At 45.1% G+C, this 21,406-nt stretch carries 12 protein-coding genes; all 12 read right to left on the minus strand.

What is annotated here, in order from left to right:
• Nucleotides 1-6 precede the first annotated feature (6 nt).
• Nucleotides 7-1,494, minus strand: a complete 1,488-nt coding sequence (locus tag BW980_RS06275; protein ID WP_139327622.1) for a sulfatase family protein — start codon at nt 1,492-1,494, stop codon at nt 7-9.
• Between the two features lie 48 nt (nt 1,495-1,542).
• Nucleotides 1,543-2,994, minus strand: a complete 1,452-nt coding sequence (locus BW980_RS06280; protein WP_076454086.1) for a sulfatase family protein — start codon at nt 2,992-2,994, stop codon at nt 1,543-1,545.
• 173 nt (nt 2,995-3,167) lie between these two features.
• The gene (locus BW980_RS06285) at nt 3,168-4,469 is read right to left on the minus strand and encodes a glycoside hydrolase family 117 protein (protein WP_076454087.1); all 1,302 of its coding nucleotides are present in this window, start codon (nt 4,467-4,469) and stop codon (nt 3,168-3,170) included.
• Between the two features lie 45 nt (nt 4,470-4,514).
• Nucleotides 4,515-5,669, minus strand: a complete 1,155-nt coding sequence (locus BW980_RS06290) for a glycoside hydrolase family protein (RefSeq protein ID WP_076454720.1) — start codon at nt 5,667-5,669, stop codon at nt 4,515-4,517.
• Nucleotides 5,670-5,742: 73 nt separating this feature from the next.
• On the minus strand, nt 5,743-8,802 hold the full coding sequence (locus BW980_RS06295; RefSeq protein ID WP_083690384.1) for a glycoside hydrolase family 2 TIM barrel-domain containing protein: 3,060 nt from the start codon (nt 8,800-8,802) through the stop codon (nt 5,743-5,745).
• Between the two features lie 11 nt (nt 8,803-8,813).
• Nucleotides 8,814-10,253 carry a sulfatase family protein gene (locus tag BW980_RS06300; protein WP_076454088.1) on the minus strand — a complete coding sequence of 480 codons (1,440 nt, stop codon included), beginning with the start codon at nt 10,251-10,253 and terminating at the stop codon, nt 8,814-8,816.
• Nucleotides 10,254-10,290: 37 nt separating this feature from the next.
• A complete protein-coding gene (locus tag BW980_RS06305) occupies nt 10,291-12,582 on the minus strand; it encodes a glycoside hydrolase family 2 protein (protein ID WP_076454089.1) in 2,292 nt (763 codons plus the stop codon).
• A gap of 9 nt (nt 12,583-12,591) precedes the next feature.
• Nucleotides 12,592-14,544 carry a glycoside hydrolase family 97 protein gene (locus tag BW980_RS06310; RefSeq protein ID WP_076454090.1) on the minus strand — a complete coding sequence of 651 codons (1,953 nt, stop codon included), beginning with the start codon at nt 14,542-14,544 and terminating at the stop codon, nt 12,592-12,594.
• A 16-nt stretch (nt 14,545-14,560) separates the two neighbouring features.
• Nucleotides 14,561-15,445, minus strand: coding sequence for an alpha/beta hydrolase (locus BW980_RS06315; RefSeq protein WP_076454091.1), 885 nt, complete (start codon nt 15,443-15,445; stop codon nt 14,561-14,563).
• A gap of 16 nt (nt 15,446-15,461) precedes the next feature.
• A complete protein-coding gene (locus BW980_RS06320) occupies nt 15,462-17,753 on the minus strand; it encodes an FAD-dependent oxidoreductase (protein ID WP_076454092.1) in 2,292 nt (763 codons plus the stop codon).
• A gap of 65 nt (nt 17,754-17,818) precedes the next feature.
• Nucleotides 17,819-19,390 (minus strand): sodium:solute symporter family protein, encoded by a 1,572-nt coding sequence (locus tag BW980_RS06325; protein WP_245799978.1) that lies wholly within the window; start codon nt 19,388-19,390, stop codon nt 17,819-17,821.
• Nucleotides 19,391-19,588: 198 nt separating this feature from the next.
• The gene (locus BW980_RS06330; protein ID WP_076454094.1) at nt 19,589-21,394 is read right to left on the minus strand and encodes a RagB/SusD family nutrient uptake outer membrane protein; all 1,806 of its coding nucleotides are present in this window, start codon (nt 21,392-21,394) and stop codon (nt 19,589-19,591) included.
• Between the last annotated feature and the right edge of the window lie 12 nt (nt 21,395-21,406).

Below are 21,406 nucleotides of genomic sequence, written 5' to 3' on the forward strand. Positions count from 1 at the left end.
TTTTATTTACTCGGATACGGCATATTGAACCTTCAATTTGGCGAGCTCTTTTTTCATTTTTGAAATTTGCTTTGCTACCGTAGATACGCCATATAGGTTGTTCATTTCCGAAGGGTCTTTCTCTAAGTCGTAAAATTCCCATTCTTCCCCATTGGGCACATCTTCCCCATAAAAACGAATCAGTTTGTAACGTTGGTTGGCCACACCTTCATGGCGGCGGACCGCATGTGCCCCGGGGTATTCATAATAGTGGTAGTAGATAGATTTACGCCATTTCTTAGGGGCTTTGCCCTTTAATAGGGGTACGACACTCTTTCCTTGCATATCATCTGGAATGGGTGCGTCGGCCAAGTCAAGAAAGGTTTCTGCAAAATCGATGTTCTGTACCAAGTCGGTGTTTACGCTTCCTGGTTTTACCGTTCCCGGCCATTTAACGATTAGGGGTGTACGAAACGACTCCTCGTACATAAAACGCTTGTCGAACCATCCGTGTTCGCCCATGTAAAAACCTTGATCAGAGGAGTAGATGACGATGGTGTTTTCGTCTAGACCTTGTTCTTTAAGCGATTGCATTATCTGGCCCACACTTTCATCTACTGACCAGATACAACGTAAATAGTCTTTCATATAGGTTTGATATTTCCATTTGACCAAGGCTTCTCCCTTAAGGTTGGCTGCGGCGAATTTAGCATATCGCTCCTTATATCTTGGGTCATTGGCATAGCGGTCACCTTCGGCCTTTAGGTCAATATGGGTATTCATGCTGGTAGCAATGTCCATCTCTTGTTTATGGGCCGCTGTAGTGCGGGTGGCATAGTCGTCAAAAAAATTGTCGGGCTCGGGTATTTCTACATTTTCGTATTTGCTCATATAGCGTTCTGCCGGATCCCAGTTACGATGAGGGGCCTTATGGTGTACCATCATCATAAAGGGTTTGTCTTGGTCGCGTTCATTTTCTAACCAATTCAGGGCACGGTCGGTAATAACATCGGTAACGTATTCGCCTTTGTAGTTTGTATCACCTTCCTCGGTAATAAAATCGGGGTTGTAATATTTGCCTTGTCCAGGAAGTACCTCCCAATAATCAAACCCCTGCATTTTTCCGGGAAGATGGATTTTACCGATCATGGCCGTTTGGTAGCCGTTCTGACGAAGAATTTTTTGAAACTGTTGTTGGTCGTGGTCAAATACGGTTTTTTTGGTGTTGTCCTTTTTTTTGTGGAGGTGGCTCATTTTTCCCGTTAATAACGTGGCCCTACTGGGGGCGCAAATTGAGTTTTCAACATAGGCTTTGTCAAAGCGCATACCTTCCGCAGCCAATTTATCGATGTTGGGCGTTGGGTTCAGACTTTGTAGCCTACCACCGTAGGCACCAATGGTTTGATAGGAATGGTCATCGGAAAAAATCCAGACGATGTTAGGCTTCTTTTCTTGGGCGATGGAAATCAAGGGTAGAAGATAGGCCAGCAAGCAGATGAGTCGATTCAGTTTCATATAAATGTCATTTTGGGTTTGGTAAATTACGGATGTCAAAAATGTTCTTTAGAGTTTGCCGATTTCCCTGTTTTCAGTTCCTCTTTCAATGCCGACGTTCAGGTCGCCCAATGCTTTACGGGCCTTTTCTACTTCTAGCATCAGCTCTTTTACTTTTTCGGGATGATAGGCGATTACGTTATATCTTTCCCCCGGATCGCGCATCATATTATAGAGTTCGGGCTGCTCTACTACGGTTTTTATTCTTTTTCCTCCTATGCCATCATTGCCGGGTTCGGTATTATAGCTACTGTAGGTGTGGGGCAATACCAGTTTCCAATTGCCTTTTCGAACTCCGTTCAAGTTGTTCTTTCCGTAATAATATAATATGGTATTACGAGGTGTTTCTGAAAATTGTCCCTTCCAAAGCGATGATATGTCTACGCCGTCTATTTTATTATCGGATAGTTTCCCATTGATAATCGCGGCGAAGGTAGGAAGCAAATCAATGGCACAGGCCAATTTGTCCGACATCGTTCCTTCTGGGGTCTTTCCTGGCCAGCGAATGATAAAGGGCACTCTTTGTCCACCCTCCCAGCTTGTGGTTTTACCTTCGCGAAGACCTCCGGAAGAGCCCGCATGGTTTCCGAAATTCAACCAAGGTCCGTTATCCGTTGTAAAAATAAAAATAGTGTTGTCGGCAATGCCGTTCTGTTTTAGGGCCTTATCGATTTCGCCTACCGACCAATCGATTTCCATCATGACATCGCCATAAAGACCTTGTTCGCTTTTGCCCCTAAATTTATCGGATACGCCCAGTGGAATATGTCCCATAGTATGCGGTACATATAGAAAAAAAGGTTCGTTAGCATTTCGGTTTATAAAATCTACTGCTTTTTCAGTGTAAAGCGTCGTTAATTTATCTTGGTCTTTTAAGCTTTTGATATAGGATGTAGTTGTATTTCCTTCAATTAGAGGTAAGTCTGGGAAGTTGGCCCTATTCATTTTATCAGAAAGGTTTTCGCCGGTAACATTGTCCTGCGGCCACATATCATTGGAGTAGGGCAGGCCAACAAATTCATCGAACCCGTGTTGTAAGGGCAAGAATTCTTTTTGCCAACCCATATGCCATTTGCCGAAGCAGGCCGTTTTATAATCTTGCTCCTTGAACATTTCCGCCATGGTAAGTTCATCTTTGTTTAAACCGATCTCATGTCGTGGGAAAAGTGCTCCCGAGAACCCTATGCGATTTGGATAACAGCCGGTCATTAGTCCCGCCCTGGAAGCACTACAAACAGGTTGTGCCGAGTAATAGTTGGTAAAGCGTGTGCCTTGTGCGGCCAATTGGTCGATATGGGGCGTTTTAAACCCAGTGGCGCCATAAACGCCAACATCACCATAACCTTCATCATCAATAAATATGAGAACAACATTAGGATGCTCTTTATCTTTATTTTGGGCATTGGAAAAATGAAAAGAAAAAAAGAGAATCAGAGCGATAAAAATTGATGCATTTTTCATGTACGTAGCGGTTTGGTAGTTGAAGTTCTTAATATGGTGTTATGGTATTGGAAAGGAAAATCAATATTTTACCAATGCCATAACACCAAGTTAAATGTAAGATAATAATTAAATTCCCGCTATCGTTTAACAAGTGTATATTGTACTGTTATAATTTTGTTTTGTAGCTGGTTCTAACGTCCTTCAGGGTTTCTGTTTTCATTAGGCTTCTGTGCAAAATATACCTCTGGGTCGTGGTACACCCCTGTTTTTTTATAGGATGGAATATCAACATCAAGACTCAGGTCACAATCAAAACGTGCCATTATGGAATAGGCTTTTTTACTACTTTTCCCTGCATTGGTAAAATGAGAAAGTCCCCAAGTAACCCCTCTTCCGTTACCCGAATCGGTAAAGGCATCCGCGGCGAAAGGAGCGGCTGCCGTTGGGGCCAGAGAAACTACCGAGGCAATTTCAAAATTGACACCGTCTTTGGCGTATTGCATGGTATATCGTTCGTTACCATCCTTTATGGCCAATGTGGCCACTCCTTCTTTAAAAGGAAAATACGTGGTTTCGTGTCCCGAGGTCATTACGGGGTTCAAGGGGTGTTTTTCAAATGGCCCTAAAGGATCATCTGCAATAACAAGACCATGGCCAACAGCATATTTATCTCGTATATCTGGCCATTTATTATAAGCAGCTTTATAGTACAGATATATTTTTCCTTTGTAAACAATAGGTTGTGGGTCATGGGTGGCATCTTGGTCCCATTCCCCTTTTTTACCAAAGGGAATTACGGCATCCTTGCCATGCGTCCATGGTCCGTCGGGAGAATCTGCATAGGAAACCGAAACGGGACACCAATCGCCTCTTAGTCCGCTCGGCTCGTTAAAGGCTTGGTAGTATAAATAGTATTTTCCCTTCCAAACCAGGATATCGGGTGTGGCTACGGAGCGCCATCCGGGCTTGGGCTTTTCCGGTCTTGCAATGGCAACGCCCTCTTCTTTCCATGTTGTTCCATCTTCACTGGTAGCGTACCAAATATCACATAGGTCCCAATCGGTAGACGGAATCTCATCGGTAGCTTCTTTGGCACGGTTCCAACCAATGGGGGGCACTTTGGTATCTCTTTTAGTGTAGTAGATATAATATTTTCCATTTACTAAAATGGGCCTTGAGGGGTCTCGCCTAGAAATGGTTCCATCGCCATTATTGTAGTCGAAGCCTTTAAGACGGGTATATTTGAACTGTGAAAAAAGCTCGTTATCCTGTACTCTGGGAGCGGGATAGCTGAACATGCGTTCCGCGGCGGCACTTAAGGGCATATCCGGTTTTTCGGTGGGCATTTTATGGGGAAATACTTTGTGTTCGGCAGTTGTGGAATCTTCTGTTGGGGCCGGTTTGGTTTCCGTTTTTTGTTCGGAACAAGCGATAAGCGATAGGGCCATTAGAAGACTAAAGGCCGATTGCTTGAGAAAAAGATTGACTTGCATAGGTGTTGTTTTAGAGTTTGAACAGCTTTTGTTTTGAGTCCTATTTTAGTTGGCTATTTTTTCTATTTTTAAAGGAATCTGAATATTGAACGACTCTCGAACTCCCTTGGCATCAAGGGTGTCGGCCGCACATAAGAGCGCTATAGGTTCGCCGTTTTCCATGTATACCTGCGGACGTTCCAGATGTTCGAACTGTTGGGTTCTTCCGTTTTCCCATTCGACGATACGTTTGGAAATTTCAAAGTATTTGGCCTTCTCCCATTGGATACCGTCTTCCGAATCGTAGTGTACCAAAGAGAATTCACGTTTTTTACCGTTGTTTTTTATACGTTTTACAATGGCCCTGAATTTACCATCTTGATACCAAATGTATGGGTCTTCGGCAGGAAAGCGTTCGCCTTCGAAAGTAAAAACGGGATCGGGGTATTTCTTGAACGGACCGGTAGGGCTGTCCGCTATGGCTACCATGTGAACCACGGGGCCACCACTAGGTAAGGGGTCTTTTTTCCCTACGGCCTTATAGACCATTAAGATTTTTCCATCGGGCATTTGGCATACCGACGGATTTGAGGTCATTAAGGCATCAAGGGCATCGTCGTTAGGGGATATATCCAAAACAGGTTTGTCAAACCGCTTCCAAGGGCCGTTGGGCGAATCGGCTACGGCTACCCCTATGCGTTGGTTGTTGCGGTGTACCCAGTTTATTTTTGGTTTTCCGGGCGTACTTACTATTTTTTTATCGCCCGTATTTCCCATATAATACAGGTAATATTTTCCATTGAACTTATGTACGGTCGGGTTATGGGTGGTAGAACCATCCCAGAATTCTGCACCACGGTCCGGTAAGGCAAAGTCTTTATGCTCAAATGGACCAAAGGGTGATTCAGATACCGCATGGGCTATTACGGAGTAGTTTACCCATTCCCAACCAATTTTTTTTGGCCATTGGGAGTAAAACATATGGTAAAGTCCGTCTTCGCCCTTGACCATAGAACCGCCCCAGATACTGAGACTGTCGTTTCTGAATATGGATTTGGGCGAGACCTTTCCGAATTCTATTTTGTAGTCGGAAATCTTACTTTTTTCCGATACTTGGTTTGCAACTGGTGTCTCGGTTGTGGAGCGGGGCTTTTTTTCGTTCTTACATGCCGTTAGGTGGCAAATACCTGCAAAAGCAATGACTAGGCTGAGTGTTTTCATATTGTTGTTTTTAATGGAGCTGAAATGCCATGGGTGGTTTTCCATGTTGAACTTTTATGGGTTAATTTTTTACTTAGTTTCTATATTCCTCCTTGTTTCTTATCGTGTAAACATGGGTCGGTTTCGACCAATCACTTTCTCCGGTCTTGGTCTTTTTCTTGATGCTCACGAAATGGGGGTCGTCGCCTTCAAAATCGATGACGGTCATACCCTTGGTCCGCGTACTGTTTTTATAGGGGAAATAACTGTCTCGTAAACCGTATTTCACGATATATTCCACATCGTCCGGTGCGCCCGAATAGCCGACGACCAGCTTTCCGTCCGATAGAAAGGCATCCCAGATCATAGGGGGAAGTACATGGGCGTTCGCTTGGGCGGTACGCGTGCCCGAGGGAACACTTTTTCCTTTCGAATTTTGGGCTATGACGCTGAAGGTATACTCTTCTTCAGGGTCGAGGTTTTTTATTTCGATATTATGGGTCGTGCTGGTGTCGGACTTCTTTTCGTTACCCTTTCCATCGGCATATGCCACGTAATAGGTGTCGGCTCCGAAAACAGGGCGGTAATGCACCCGTACGGTGCCGTGCCCCTTTTCAATGGCAAGAATGGAAGTCTTTTCAGGGAGCTCAAGGGAGACCGAGGTCTGGTGCCTGATATAGCCGTTGGGTGAAATCACTGCGGCATGTATTTGTGCCATACCGGTCATATACCGTTGCCAATCGATAGCAACTTCCATAGGCTTGCCACCAGGGACGATACGGGGAAGGGTATGGGTCTTGGAAAAAAGGATTTCCCCCTGCGTATCGTACAAGGTAAATTCAAGCGTATAGTCCTTGAGGCTATAGACGGGGTAAGCATTTACGGGTTTGGGCGTGATACTTACCTTGGCCCCTCCGTTCTTTAAATCGACCCCATCGATTTTTAAATTGGCTAGGGGACTGTTTTCCTTTTGGATGCGATGGTACAACTTTCGCTTTTGTCGCCATGTGTTGACCAAGCCCCAAACTCGGTTTTCCTCAGGTGAAGTTGCCGCGTAACCGCTGCGATAGTCATTGAACGTCCACAATGATGCCCCGATTACATAAGTGTTCTTGCCCCTTAAATGATCGTTCCAATCCGATAATTCGGGAATGTCGCCATCTAAGGAGGTGGTAGCCATGGGATTTATACCGTATTCCGAAATAAAAATCGGTTTGTCGGGCCACTTTGAGCGTAAGGTTTTAAACACTTTATCGGGAGTCCCTTGAAAAGGGTAGAGGTTGTGCATAATGATATCCACTAAGGTGTTAGGGTCGTTTTCGGGAGTTGCCGAATCGCGCCATCCGCTATTGCTCACACAGGTAACCAAGCGATATGGATCTAGTTCCTTCTTGACGTAGTCAATCGTTTCTTTGGCATAATCAAAGTGGTCTTTTAGTTCATTGCCAACGCTCCAACCGATAATACTGGGGTGGTTGACATCACGATCTATCATTTCTTTTAGCCATTGTTTGGCCAAGGGATAGTGTGGAGGCGTAAACTCGGGATTGGTGAGTTCTCGTACATTGACTTCCTCAAAAATCAAAATACCCTTCTCATCACAACGATCCATTAATTTTTTGTTCTGGGTGCCGTGCATGATGCGCATAAAGTTGGCCCCGGCATTTTTCATGAGATCTACATCTTTTTCGATCAAATATTGCGGTTCGGAAGAGCCCCAATACCTATGGTCGCTAACCCGATTAAAACCGGACAAGCGTACGGGCTCGCCGTTTAAAATCAATTGGGAGTCGGTCAATTCTATTTTTCTGATACCGAATCGGTCTTTTTGGGTGTCTAAAACCTGTCCGTTTTCCGATATTTTGGTAGTCAAATGATATAGATTAGGGGTATCAAAATGCCATAGTTTTACATCGGTGGCGGGTAGGGTTGTGGCCAGTTGTATTTCTTGGGTGCTGTTGGCCGGTACTTTAACCTTGTACTTTAAGTCGACGGGACTTGTAGCCTCTTCAATATGCGCAGACAGTAAAACGGTGCGTTGGTGTGCCGATGAATTTTTGATCCGAACCTTAAGCTTCAGGTTTGCCGATCCTTTTTTTAGGTCGGGGTCGGCATGTATGTATTGATAACTGATGCGCACATCATTGTTTTTAATAAGATGTACATCGCGAATGATGCCGCCCCAGTTCCAAGTGGCCCCTACAAGGGCATTGTTGTCGGCTTCTACGGCCAGTACGTTTTGGCCGTTATAATTCAGATTGTCGGTTATATCAAATTCAAATGGGGTAAAGCCTCCTTGATGGCGCCCAATCAATTCCCCGTTTAAAAAGACACGGGCAATGTGGTATACGGCATCGAATTTTAACCTTATCCGTTCGTCTGAAACCGATTTCCAGTTCTTGGGCAACTCAAAGGTTTTGCGGTACCAGCCTTTACCGGTATAGTTCGAATATGCGTTGAGCATGCCCCAATGTCCGGGCACCCATAGGTCTTCCCAATTGGAATCGTCGAAACCCACTTGAAAAACGGAAGTCTTTTCAATATCCGCTTCTTCCATTTTTTCCTTCGATACCGGTCTGAACATCACCGCATCGGCAACTACGGTACGGGCCGTGATGGCGGTTACTTCCACATAGCTGTCCAAAGTCTTGTCAAAACTGAATACCCCTAGGCTCAACCATTGGTCGCAGCGGTTTCGTTGGTTAAAATAGGAAGTCGTAACTCCTTGGGCGTGGTTGACATTCACTTCCGCCGTTAGATGTGAAGCGAAGGGGAAGCGGACAAATGCTTCGTAAAACCCTGATTCGGATAATTCGGGACGATAACGAACATAGTTTTGATCCGACTCGCCGGATTTAAAGTCTCGCTGCAAATAATCGGCACCGAAAAATCCGGACCCGCGTTCTCCTTCCGATCGGGTTTTCCAGTTCCCTTTTACCGAGACTCGGTCCTTATCGGTATTGTCGATGACAATATCATCGGGGGTTTCGAAAATATCAATATAGTTCGAGCCTTCGCCATAAATAGCATGGAATTTCCAATTTCCGCTAAGCAACATCCGCTCCTCGCCGGGATAGTCGACTTTTTCGGTCTGGGCATGGCAAATTCCGAATACTAGGAATAGCGTATGGAATACAAAGGATTTGAGCTGCATAAGTCTTGTTTTTAATAGTCTTTCTTAACGAAAGGATGCTTCACTTTTGATTTAGGCTTGCGAAATACCCAGGGCTTCCAGGCTTCGTAGCGTTCCTTCCATTCTTCAAGTGTTCGCGTAGGGTATTTAGATGAGAGTCCGCCTTCCCTGAATTCTTGGGATACCCCTTCATCATTGATCGATCTTCTCCAAACGTACAGTTCTTCCAAGAGTTTATCCTTGATATCCCCATAGTGCGGGTCATTGGCAAGGTTGTTCAATTCGTAAGGGTCTTTTTCTATGTCGAAAAGTTCGAACTCGGGCTTCGAAGGTGCGAAGAATTTCGCCTGGTCTTCATTAAGCTTTCCTTCCATATACATGATATTCATCTCGGCCAACATGGGGTACATATCTTCTTTGTAGCCACTGTATTGCAACCATGCACGCTCGGGCATCAAATTATGGATCAATTTGTATTTTTTTGAACGGATGGTACGCATCGCATCGTGGGTACCGCCCATTCGCCCCCTTGCGGCAAAAATGTATTCCCTGTTCTTCGATTCCTCTTCAAAAAGGTTTTTTCCTTGTAGCTCATGTTCCGGTTTGGCCCCGGCGACATCTAGAATGGTAGCGGTAATATCAATAGTCTGTACCATGTCGGTGTTTACTTGGGCGGGAGCGACCTTACCGGGCCATTTGATGATCATAGGCACTTGAAGTCCCGGATCATACAAGAACTGCTTTCCGCGAATATGGCAGCGGCCGTTATCGCCAATAAGAAAAATCAAGGTATTTTCGGCAAGACCTTCTTTTTTCAATCGATCGAGAATGTCACCGATTTCACGATCGCAAATTTGCATCTGCTCAAGACCGTTGGCCCAGTCACGTCTGGCAAAAGGGGTGTCAACGTAATAGGGAGGGAGCACTACATCGGCAGGGTCTATGGGGTTTTTGGCATCGCGATTCCATTTTCGGTGTGTACCGCCCAAGGTTATTTGGGCGAAAAAGGGCTGTCCTTTTTCACGTTCCTTCCAATCCTTGCCCATAAAACCCAAATCGCCGCTAAAATTGGCGTCGGTTTTATTGTAGATCATTAAGGCCGTAAAGTATCCTGCCTCTTTTAAGAGTACGGGCATGGGCTTAATGCCATACGGCAATGGTTTTTTGTCTTTTTTGGCCGTTCTGTGCTGTTGGGCCCCTATGTAGTTTTGGTGATAGCCCGTGAGCATGGCCGAACGCGAAGTGGAACAAACCGGGGAGGTACAAAAGGCATTGGTGTAGCGTATGCCTTCGGAGGCGAGCTTGTCGGTAACGGGGGTTTCTATTCCCGGGGTGCCATAGCAGCCCAAGTCAAGCCCCCAATCCTCGAGCATGATCCAAACAATGTTCGGACGGTCGCTAGTTTCGTTTTGGGCCATTGCATGGAATGGAATAAGCAATAATGCCAAATATAAGGTTTTAATCAGTTTCATATGCAAGGATTCTGGTTTAGATTCTAATTGTTTTATGTTACTCTATTAATTGCGATGTAGTAGACCAATCCGTGACATCGGATTTTAATTTCACAAAAAAAGGCTCTGATGAAGGCCATTCAATTTTGAAGGCCCCTTTTAGGTCCGTAGTTAATTCTTTGGTCAGATGTTCGGGGGCGTTTCCATATTTAAAAGTGAAAATAGAATCTTTTTCGCTTACGGTATAGCCTATGGAAATACGCCCGTCATTCCGGCCCAAAAACTCTATTACAGGGGAATTTGAGTTTTTTACGGCGGGCTTGTGCCATACTTTTGATGAAGCTGTTTTTACCTCGATTTGCATGGGCGACCATAGACCGACATCGATTCGGGCGACGTTGTTTTCATTTTTGAAATTGAACTCTAGTGCGTCATCCCCGGGTTTTATGGTGGGAAGTTCAATACGCTCTTTGCCGATCGATTGGTCTTCGGCGTTAAAAAGCTCATATACCAGGGTATATCCTTCCATAATGTAGGCGGGAATGTCTTGCTCGTTTCTGGGGAGCAAAGTGATTGCAAGGGACTGTTTACCAACACTGGCTTTTAAACCTTGAACAGGCGCGTAGATATCTTGAATCTGTTTGTAGGCTTTTTTCTTGTTTCGCCATACATCGACCACACCCCAAGCCCTATTTTCGGAGGGAGGTGTAGCCTTGTAGTCGCTTCGGTAATCGTTGTAGGTCCATAGGGCGGAACCTACGACGTAGGGAAGCGTTCTTATTTTATCAAGTTGCTCAATGAGGGTATCACTGAACTCGGCATCGGGTGTCAGTCCTATTTGTTTGTCGCCAATCTCTGAAATGAAGATAGGTTTTCCGGGAAACTTTGCATGGGCCCTGCCCACTTTTTCATAGGTTTCCCCATAGGAGTTCATACAGAGCAAATCAAGTTTTTCGTAAGGCTCGTTACCAGGTTTGGCCAAGGGTAGGTGTGATGTAAAGCTTACCACGGTTTTCAAGCGGGTAGAGTCTAGGGAGGCCACGTGGTCTAGCATATCATTTACATATTCATATTGGCCGGGCGTCATGGTCATATCTTGCCATTCACCGTCAGGGTTGCCAATTTCGTTACCCATACTCCAACCGACCACACTGGCATGGTTATAATCGCGCGCAATCATTTCGTCCAACCATTTTTTTGTTCGTGGGTTATCGGGGATGGCATTGGGTGCGCCACGGCCCCAAACCGGAATTTCTTCAATAACCATATAGCCAATACTATCACAGAACTGTAAAAGGTTCTTCGATGCAGGCGCATGCATGATCCTTGAGAAGTTACCACCAAGGGCTTTGATATCTAGGATATCGTTTTTGATAAGTTCGTCAGGTTCGGTATTGCCGTACAGGCGATGGTCGTGTACCCGGTTGAAACCGTTTAGCCGAACAGCCTCGTTGTTGAGAAACAATTGTTCGCCAATGGCCTCCATTTTTCGAATACCGAATTTATCGGATACGGCATCGACTTCTTGGTCGTTAGAAACGAGGCTACTATTTAAAACGTAAAGATGTGGTCGGTCAAAATGCCATAATTCTACTTCCTTCAACTCCTTTTTAAAGGTCAAGACCTTTTCTGTGGTCTCGTTTGCGGCTACGGTCACTTCAAGGGTTTCGGGTTGCCACGATTTATGGTCGGGCCCAAGGATTTCTGGATTGATGTTCAGGTTTTGTGGGGTATCGGAATTATTTTCAATTTTATAGGAAATGGCAAAGTCCACTACGCCGTTGTCAAAATCGGGCACGGCGGAAATATGTTGACGAACCAAGCGAACATCGTTATGGGCCAGTAAGGATACATCTCGGCTTATACCGCCCCAAGCCCACCAAGCACCTCTTCTAAAGGTATTGTCGGCCATGACCAAAATCGAGTTCGGTTTATCGGTGCGTACATGGTCGGTTATATTGAATTCAAAAGGGGTGTAACCACCTTCATGTTCGCCCAGTAACTCACCGTTCAACCATATTTTGGAGGTTTCATAAACGGCATCGAACTTTAATCGTACCTGTTTCTTTTGCCAATTTTCGGGAAGGGTAAAATTACGTTGGTAATACCCTTTGCCCTTAAAATGGGCGTATTTGTTCTCAACATCCCAGTTTCCTGGTACGGTCAGGGTATCCCACTGGGTGTAATCTGCGGTCAATAATTGTTCTTCACTTTCTTCGTTAGAAGCTAAAAAGTGCCATTCCCCGTTAAGGGATAGGGTTTCGTTTTTTAGAACCGTATCAGCTTTTTTTGGTGAACATGAACTTAGAAAAACGATTGCAAAAAGTGTTAGGGAAGCAAAAATTCTCATAGATCCTCTTTATTTTTTAGTAAACTTTATGGTGGCACCACCGTGCTCGGCTAAATGAAGGGTTATCGATTTTTCCTTAGAAACCGTTTCGGTCGATTTTTTAAAGGGTACGGCCGTATTCCATTGGCGTAGGTTGGCTTCCTTGTTAAGTCCTTCCAAATTAATACGCTCGGCCTCGGTATCGTCGGTAAAGATTTCCGCGAGGTATTCGCCATCCCCTAAAAAACTACAGTCGATTTGCATTTCTTGGGCCGCTCCACTTCGCAAAATACCCAAGTACCAGTCCTTGTTTTTACGTCTGGCTATGGCCGCCAATTCCCCGATCTTACTTTGGGGCAAGACAAAGGTTTCGTCCCAGACCGAAGGTACGGTCTTAATAAAATCCAGTGCAGGTTGAACACTCTTGGTTTTCAGTAGAAACTGGGTGTTTTCCGCAATACAGTTAAAAGGTGAATAAAAAGTAACCAAAGTAGCCAATTGATGGGCCCAAGTAGTTTCTCCCGGTTCGGTAAGGCCGAGTGGGGTATAGTCGCCATGACCGGTAACGTATCTTGTAAAGGGCAATGCCGCATTGTGGGAAGCGGGTAGGGGACCTTCTTTCATATGGTTTACCTCTAGGCCACGTATACCTTCACGGGTAACCTCATTCGGATAGGTGCGATATTCGCCCGAACTTTGTTGGCAACCGTGAAAATTAACCATCAATTGCCGTTCTGCCGCTTTTTTTAGTAAGGCTTCATCAAAGGAGATGATCGATTTGCTCTGGCCGTTCATAAAATCGACTTTTACCCCAACCGCACCGGTCTGCTTTACGCTGTCTAAAAAATGCCCCATGACGGCATAATCGTTTTCGGGAAAATTGATTTCCTTGGAATGCTTCCAAACAAAAATGCCAACCCCTTTTTCCTTCGCATAATCACAAAGTTTGGTAACCGACTCCCATTTATTGGGCCATCTTTCCCAACCTTCGTCGACCATGGAATAGGCAAAACCAAGCGACTGGGCATCATCGACCATATCGTGCTCTTCTTTATAGTTGACGTATTTTCCGGACCACCAGTGCCAAACGGACTTTCCGGGTTTGATCCAGTCGGTATCGGCAAATAAATTGGCATCTGGGGCAGGGTTAAGGGAAGCTACCATAGTATTGTTCGCCAAATCGTTCAGGGTATCGGCCAAAAGAACGCAGCGCCAAGGCGTGGTAAGTCCACCTTTCACATCAAATCCGGCATCGCCTTCTTCGAAATTCGCCTTGAACGAATTATTACCTATGGCTTCCAAACGCATACCGCTATAATTAAAGAGACCGGCTTCGGCCAACAATGCATATCCCCCTTGTGGAAGTTCGCAAGTGAGGGTCAAGCCTTGGATCGGACCCATTTTGGAAACCGTTGGCATTTCAGAAATATCGGCGGAAAGCCATTCACCGGCGTGCGATTTCAGCTTCCATTCGCTATCACGCTCAAAGTACCAGACCTTGGTTTCCTTCGGTAGTTTAAAACTGCTCTCTTCGCCCTGTACATGTTGGGTGCCTTCGCCTGAAACCACATAACGATAGGCCACACCTTCATCGGAAAGTTGAAATTCCAATTTCCAATCGCTTCCATCCGCTTCGGAAACCTCGTATATGTATAGATCTCCTGTGTACGAGGCCTTACTTTTTATGCCGTTAAGAGGGTATTCTAAGGCAACTTCCTTTTGTTCTAAAAGCGATAGGGTAGCATTCTTTCCTAATTGTTTGCCATCGACCTTAAGGCCTAAAAGGGAAGTATCTAGAACCACCTGCCGGTCTTTGTTGATAAGGAAGGCCAGTTGGCCGTTGGCAGCCGTCAACAAGGAAACCTCGGTATTGCCATAGTGCATGTTAAGGGCTTTATTTTTTTCCTCGGTCGCGTTTTTGCATGAAGTAATGCTTATCAGAATGGCGATAGCGAATGCCGATGTCAAGATTGCTTTTCTCATGTTACATTGTTGTTTTTTAGTTTTTATCGATTACTTCCAATAGCCATGTCCTTATAATCTTCCGTTCTTCCAATTGGTATAGGGGCCAAGTATTGGTATGGTTTCTAATGGGAATATCCATAAAAGCAAAATTTCCTTGAATTCCCGATTGGGCCAGGTAATTTTTACTTTTGCTCGTTCCATGACCCTCGGCACAAATAAACTGCGGCCTCCCGTTCAGCCGTTTCAGCCGTTCAAGGGCGGAAGCCTTATCGGAGTTGGGGTAGTTCCATGTCTTTAGGCCGTCGTAATGCGAATTGACGATAAAGGCCTTCCAAAGAGGGGAGATTTCATCATCGTGAAGCCCGATATAGTTTACGGCGATGGCTCCCCGTGAAAACCCGGCCAAAACGATGTTGGAGGCATCACCTCCGTATTTGCTACAGACCTCTTTGACCGCATCCATGCAGTATTTTTTGCTTGCTTCTATATCGCCCCACCACCATTTTTGGTTTTCTTGGCCATCAACACTGATAAAGGGCATGCTCACCCAAATGAAATCTTTGCCTTCGCTTAGGCCGTAGCCTAAATTGCAACCGTCTACCTGACCTGTTGAAAGGTCACCGGAAGCACTTGTATACGGCCCATTGCCCGGATATTCTACAATGACCGGGTATTTTTTGCCTTCTTTATAATTGCTGGGCAGGTAGAGCAAGTGGTAGACTTCGGTGTTTTGGTACGAAGCCAAGCTTTGTCGCACCCGCTTACCCGCTTCAGGTGGACCTTGGGTGATATCGGGAACAAAAAGATCTTGGGCAAAGGAGGCGATATCAGGTAATCGGACAGAGGCCTCTTTCTGGGCATCGACTTGCGCAGTACCCAGAATTAGAATGAGACAAAGTCCAATTACGTTCTTAACCATTTTATTTTTATAGGGATTAGTTATAAGCTGATATTTTAAATAGGGAAACGGGTATATGCTTTTCTTTTTTGCTAAACTCGAAGACCAAAGTATCGGTGGAAATCGCTTCGTTCAATTCAATGGTGTTTATGGCCTGGTAATTTCCTTTGATTTCCTTTAAGAGTTTACCGGAAGCATCCTTGATCGTATAATCGGCCACCACAAAAGGAATGACATCTTCCGGATGTCCCATAAGGGTAGTTTCCAAGGCGTGGTCATAGTCGCAGTCAAAAAAGAGTTTTATGGTTTTTATATTGACCTTATCGTCCCATTTTAAGTTCAGTGTCGGTTTTTTATCTTCTATTTCGGCAACCCAGGCATTGGTGTTTCCGTTAGCGTTGGGCCGAACTTCGCCGTTTTTGATATTATCGGGTTCAAAAATAGGTAGGGCCTTTGCCATTTGAAGGGCTATATTTTTTCCTTTAGGACGGCGTTCGGGCGTCCAAAACTCAAAACTGTCAACATTGATATCGGCAGGAGGGTCTTGTCTTCCGTAATTGGATACCGCTTTATTTATTTTATTCTCAACCGTCATCAAACCTGTGATACGCTCATCTGAAAGACGGACTTTTACCTTTTCGTTTTTCATTAGGCAGAAGAATGAATAATGGTTTTGCTCCTGTGTATTAGTAGTGGTAAAAGTAATCTTTTGTTTTCCCTTTTGTAAGTAAAATTCTTTTTTGTCGATAACCACATCTGGGGTAAAATGGGTAGAGGCCGAACTACTTTTAAGCTGAAGTTCTAGGCTGGTTGCTTCCGAGGCATCTACTTCAATCTCAAAACTATAGGTTTCGTTCGCCTTAAGCGGTAGCATTTGGGCGAGTCCGAACTTTAGGGGCTGCCAGTCGTCAGCTTCCGAAAAACCTTTGAATTTTAAGGTGGAGCTCGCTTCAACATTCGCCTTTACCACTAAGTCGTCGGTGTCGTTTAGGGCGATGCGAGGAATACTTTGTCCGTTTCTGTTCAAGGCCAGTTGTAGCTTTCCAATATGTTCTTTGGAAGCCACGTCGCGGGGAAGCAGGCCTTCTTGCTTACATAAGACCGCTGCCTCCCCAACCGCTTGCGCCCCGTGTGCACAGGTAAGCATAACCCTTGAAGAACCAAAGGCCACATGACTGGCACTGATGATCCGGCCGGCGAGGAACAGGTTCTTGATGTTTTTGGAATAATAGCAACGGTAGGGAATGGAATATACGCCTTTACCATGCCATTGGGTACAAGAATTGTGTTCGCTATAGATACCGTCGGCGGGATGTAAATCCATGGCCCAACCCCCAAAGGAGACCGCATCGTAATAATCGCGCTGTTCAACAATATCTTTTTGGGTCAGCATAAAGTCACCTTCAAAACGACGGCTTTCCCGTTTACCTGGTATGGTGCCCACCCATTCTAAAGTCAGGTTTGCCGCTTCGGGAAATTTGCCACTGTTCTTTACATAGTCCCAAATCCCATAAACCACCTTCCACAGTTCAAATTTGATGTCTTCCGATTGGTGAACGGTATCGAGGCGTCCACCGTGCTCTACCCACCACAGTTTACACCCATGGTCGCCTAATTGAAAGTTTTTGATACGTGGAAGTTCTTCTGCATTCTTTATGGCAAAGGAGGGAGGCGTATAGCTAATAGGCTTGCCCACATCTTTGGTGTAAAAGTATAGCGAGTGCCCTAAAAGGTTGCCATAATCTTCGATATTCGGCGCAAATCCTTCATCAAACTCCTCTTTGGTCTCCGCGCCCATGCGGAACGAGGCTCCGGCCATAAAGGCAACAATACCATCGCCGGAAGCATCACAGAAAAGGGGGGCGCTGGCGATATAGGTCGTTGAGTTCTGGCTACAAAAGGCGGTTACGTTCTTTACCTGGTCGTCTTTGCCTTTTTCAACCGCATAGGCCGCTGTATTCAGTAGAAGGGTAATATTGGGCTCTTCGTATACTTTTTCAAGCAGTACGGTGTCGAACAACAAAGGGTTACCTTCTTTATTTCGTTTTAGGTTCTCTAAAAGGATTTCATTGATCAATCCACCTTCACGGCTCCATCGGTTGTTGTTGCCCATGTGGGAGGTGGCACCCAAGCTCCAGAGCCGAACTTCTGAGGAAGCATTTCCCCCAAGTACGGGACGGTCTTGTATAAGAACGACTTTTAGGCCGGATCGCGCGGCGGTTATGGAGGCACAGACACCTGAAAGACCTCCACCCACGACAACAAGGTCGGCCTGTAGTTTTACGGTCTTTGTATTTCTAGTTTGTGGACTATATGCTTCTGAAATCATAAAATGCAATTTGAACTTTAATAATTCGATTTGGTGTGTTAAGGAAAAAATGTAGGTAGAGCCGCTTAGCCCGAAATCTTTTGGCTCGATTTATAGATGATAAAGCTGCCTAACAGCAAGACAAAAAGGCCCATTCCGCCTACGAGTACCGCTCCGGTTTCGGCCATAAGCGATAGTATTACGATCAGTAGGCCGGTTAGGGCTACGCCTATACCTATGACCCGTGTGCCTTTTTGGTTTCCGGAAGCGGATTCTTCTTCCGCCTCCAAATTTTTATCGGCAACTTTAAGTTGATAGTTGTCGTAGGCTACGGTCGGTTTTTTCCGCGTGCGGGCATATATTTCAAATGCCGCCAAAAGTAGTACGGGAATACCCATGCCGAATCCCATTTCTTGGGCCCTGTCAAACGAAAAATCGAGAAGGCTAGGGGCCAAGAATTTAAAAAATGCATTGATGGCCAAAGTGACTATGGTAACGATCAAGACACTTTTTCCGGTTTGGTATTTACTGAACAAGGCCCACATAGGTGGCAAGAACATGGCGCCGCCGGTTATGGCCGCCAAACTCATCACCACTTCTACTATGCCGCCCATATATGGGACCAAGAGGGCGATTATTATCGTTAGTATACCCAAACCTATGGTTGCCATTCTACCGACTTTGACCAATTGATCGTTGTCGGCATTGGGCCTAAAGTGTTTGTAAAGGTCATTCGACAGCACACCTGCCGAGATGTTTAAAGTCGTATTGACCGAACTCGATGTGGCAAAGATCATTCCGCCTAACATTAAACCTAACATTCCTACGGGCAGTACTTCCTTACACATTAAGAGATAGGCCCCTTCGTCGGCCAAGCCCCCCAAATCTGGGTTCAGTACCCTATAGATCATAGGGGGCAACATCCAAACTAACGGACTAACGAGATAGAGTCCGCCAAAAAGCCATCCTACTTTTTTGGCATCTTTTGGGGTGGCCACACTGGTATAGCGTTGTACATAGGCCCAATTGCCCGCAATGAAGAAAAGGTTGTACAATCCGAAGGCAATCATAAAGCCCCAGGTGTACTCCTCATTTACCAAATTGAAAAAATTCTCGGGAGCTTGGGAAACAAAGTTCCCTATACCTCCAATTTTATCGAGTGAAAGCGGTACCACGATTAAAACGGCCGCAGTAAGTACCACAAACTGAAGTACATCGGTAACGATTACGGCCCAAAGGCCACCAACTGCCGTGTAAATTAATATTAAGATTCCCAGTACGATAATACTGGTACTTATGGGGAAACCTGTTGACACCTCTACAATCTTGGCCACGGGATATAAAAATGCGCCAGTAGTAAAAATGGAAATTAACAGGAATAGATATGTATAAATTTTTTGAGTGCTGTAACCTAAGCGGTCCGTAATGAACTCGGCGGCGGTCAGCGCTTTTGTTTTTTGCCATTTCGGGGCGATGAAAAAACCGATAAGTACACCGGCTATGCACATGGTCGTTTGAATGGTGATAGCTACCCAGCCGCTGGAATAGGCTATAGAGCCCCATACCACAAAAGTACCCGCGGAAAAGAAACTCATAAAGAGCGAAAGTCCGCTCATCCACCAAGGCAGTGCCCCGCCTGCGGCAAAAAATGACTTCATGTTTTTACCGGACTTTGAAAAACTTAGTCCGCATACAAACACGAGTAAAGTAAAAATCAGTATTACCGTAATATCTATGGTGCCCATTCTTGTTTGTGAATATACTTTATTATGCTTGTTTATGTAGTGAAAAAATAGGGGATAGACCTAATATCCCCTATTTTCAAAACAAACTAACAAAAACAAATTAAATGAATTTTAATAACCGGGATTTTGGGTTACGACATTCTCGGTAGCATCTATCTCGGCCTGCGGTATGGGCCATAGGTAATGCTTTCCGGGATCGAATGTTCTTTCTTCCAATTCCCTATAATCAAGGTTCCCTAGTTCAACCCTTGGTTGTGAGGGAGCCCCAGTGTAATCGATATAACCGTCATCGTCAATATTGGGAACAAAGTCTAGATCCCCAATTTTACTGAAGCCGTTTGCAGGTCCGCCCAAAACGGTGGTGTTCAATACTTTTTCGGCAATTCTCCATCGTTTAATATCAAACAATCTCAAGCCCTCATCGGCAAACTCTACTTTACGTTCCCTTCTGATTATTTTTCGGAGTTCGGCCTGATCGGTAGTAGATATGGCTGGAAAAGGCACCCCACTATTGGTATAGGCTCTTTCGCGTACCGCATTAATGGCGTTCAAAACACTACCGTCTATGGATCCGCCTTCAATTTTGGCTTCTGCATAATTAAGAAGAACTTCGGCATATCTCAATAGATAAATGGTCTGCTCGGATTGTAAGGGACTAGGTCCACCGGACAAAGAACCTAATAGTCTTGGGGCATCTGAGAATTTTTTCCAAAAATATCCACTAAAGGCGGTAAAACGGTTAGCACCTCCGGTAACGTATTCCGTACCATCATAGGGGTCTACTATGGCTCGCCCTGCTGGGTTGGCAGAGTTAGGGTTGAACACACGCTCTACTTTAACACCGTCCTCTATTCGCCATGTGGCAATACTATCGCTATGCTGTTGAATGATGTGGCCCGTCCAAACGCTGTTCGGAAGTGCAATGGTAGCGGCAAGTCTTGGATCGCGATTTTCAAACGGATTGGCAGGATCGTATTCTGGGTCTTCATCAATCGGTAGTCCGTTTATGGTCTCATAACTGTCTACCGTTTGTTGTGCAGGTACCAGTTGGCACCATCCGCCAAACCTACTGCCTTGTCTTTGTGATAGACCGTGGGTTTTTGTTCCGTTTATATAGGAAAGGTCGAATAAAACCTCGGAAGAACCTACACCGGCATCTGTAAATAATGCCTCGTAATCTGGGTACAATGAAGGGGTTTCAGCCGAGTTCATTACTTTGAGTGCGGCACTCTCCGCTAATTCATAATCTTCATTATAAAGGGCAATACGTGAGATAAGCGCGTTTGCGGCATTTGCCGATGCCCGACCTCTCTCCGTAGCCGGTTGCGTAGGAGGGAGTATGGCTGCAGCTTCCTGCAAATCAGATATGATACTAGCTACAATTTCAGATTTTGGTGTTCTAGCCACTATTTCGAGTTCTTCCAAAGAGGTTACCTCAGTTCTAAAGGGAACGTCTCCATAAAGCTCCGTTAGGTAACTATAGAAAAATGAACGTAGAAAAAGAGCTTCCGCCTTAATTTGCTCAAAACGACTAGGGTCTGATGCATCTGCCGCCTTGTCCATATTGGTCAATAGGTTGTTGGCGCGTTGCACTCCCGTATAGAAATTATTCCAAAAACCATTTACAAGGCCTTCAGTAGAGGTAAGCCCTCCTGTAGTTGCCGCAATGGTTCCCCCTACATTCCCTCTATTAAAAGCGTAATCTGTGGTATGATCCAATAATTGCGGAAAAGGAACCGCATTTACATAATTTAATTGCTCGTAAATTCCGGTAAGGGCAACCTCTAGTTGCGCTTCCGTTCTAAAGAAGGTTGCATCGGTAGGGCTTCCCGGGTCTTCCAGATTAAGGACATTGTCTTCACAGGACCCAAAAATCAGTAGGCCCACGCTTAGGATGATATATTTTATATTTTTCATTGTATAGAAATT

Origin of the sequence: Zobellia uliginosa (genome assembly GCF_900156625.1) — a bacterium.
In the GTDB taxonomy this organism is placed as follows: Bacteria; Bacteroidota; Bacteroidia; order Flavobacteriales; family Flavobacteriaceae; genus Zobellia; species Zobellia uliginosa.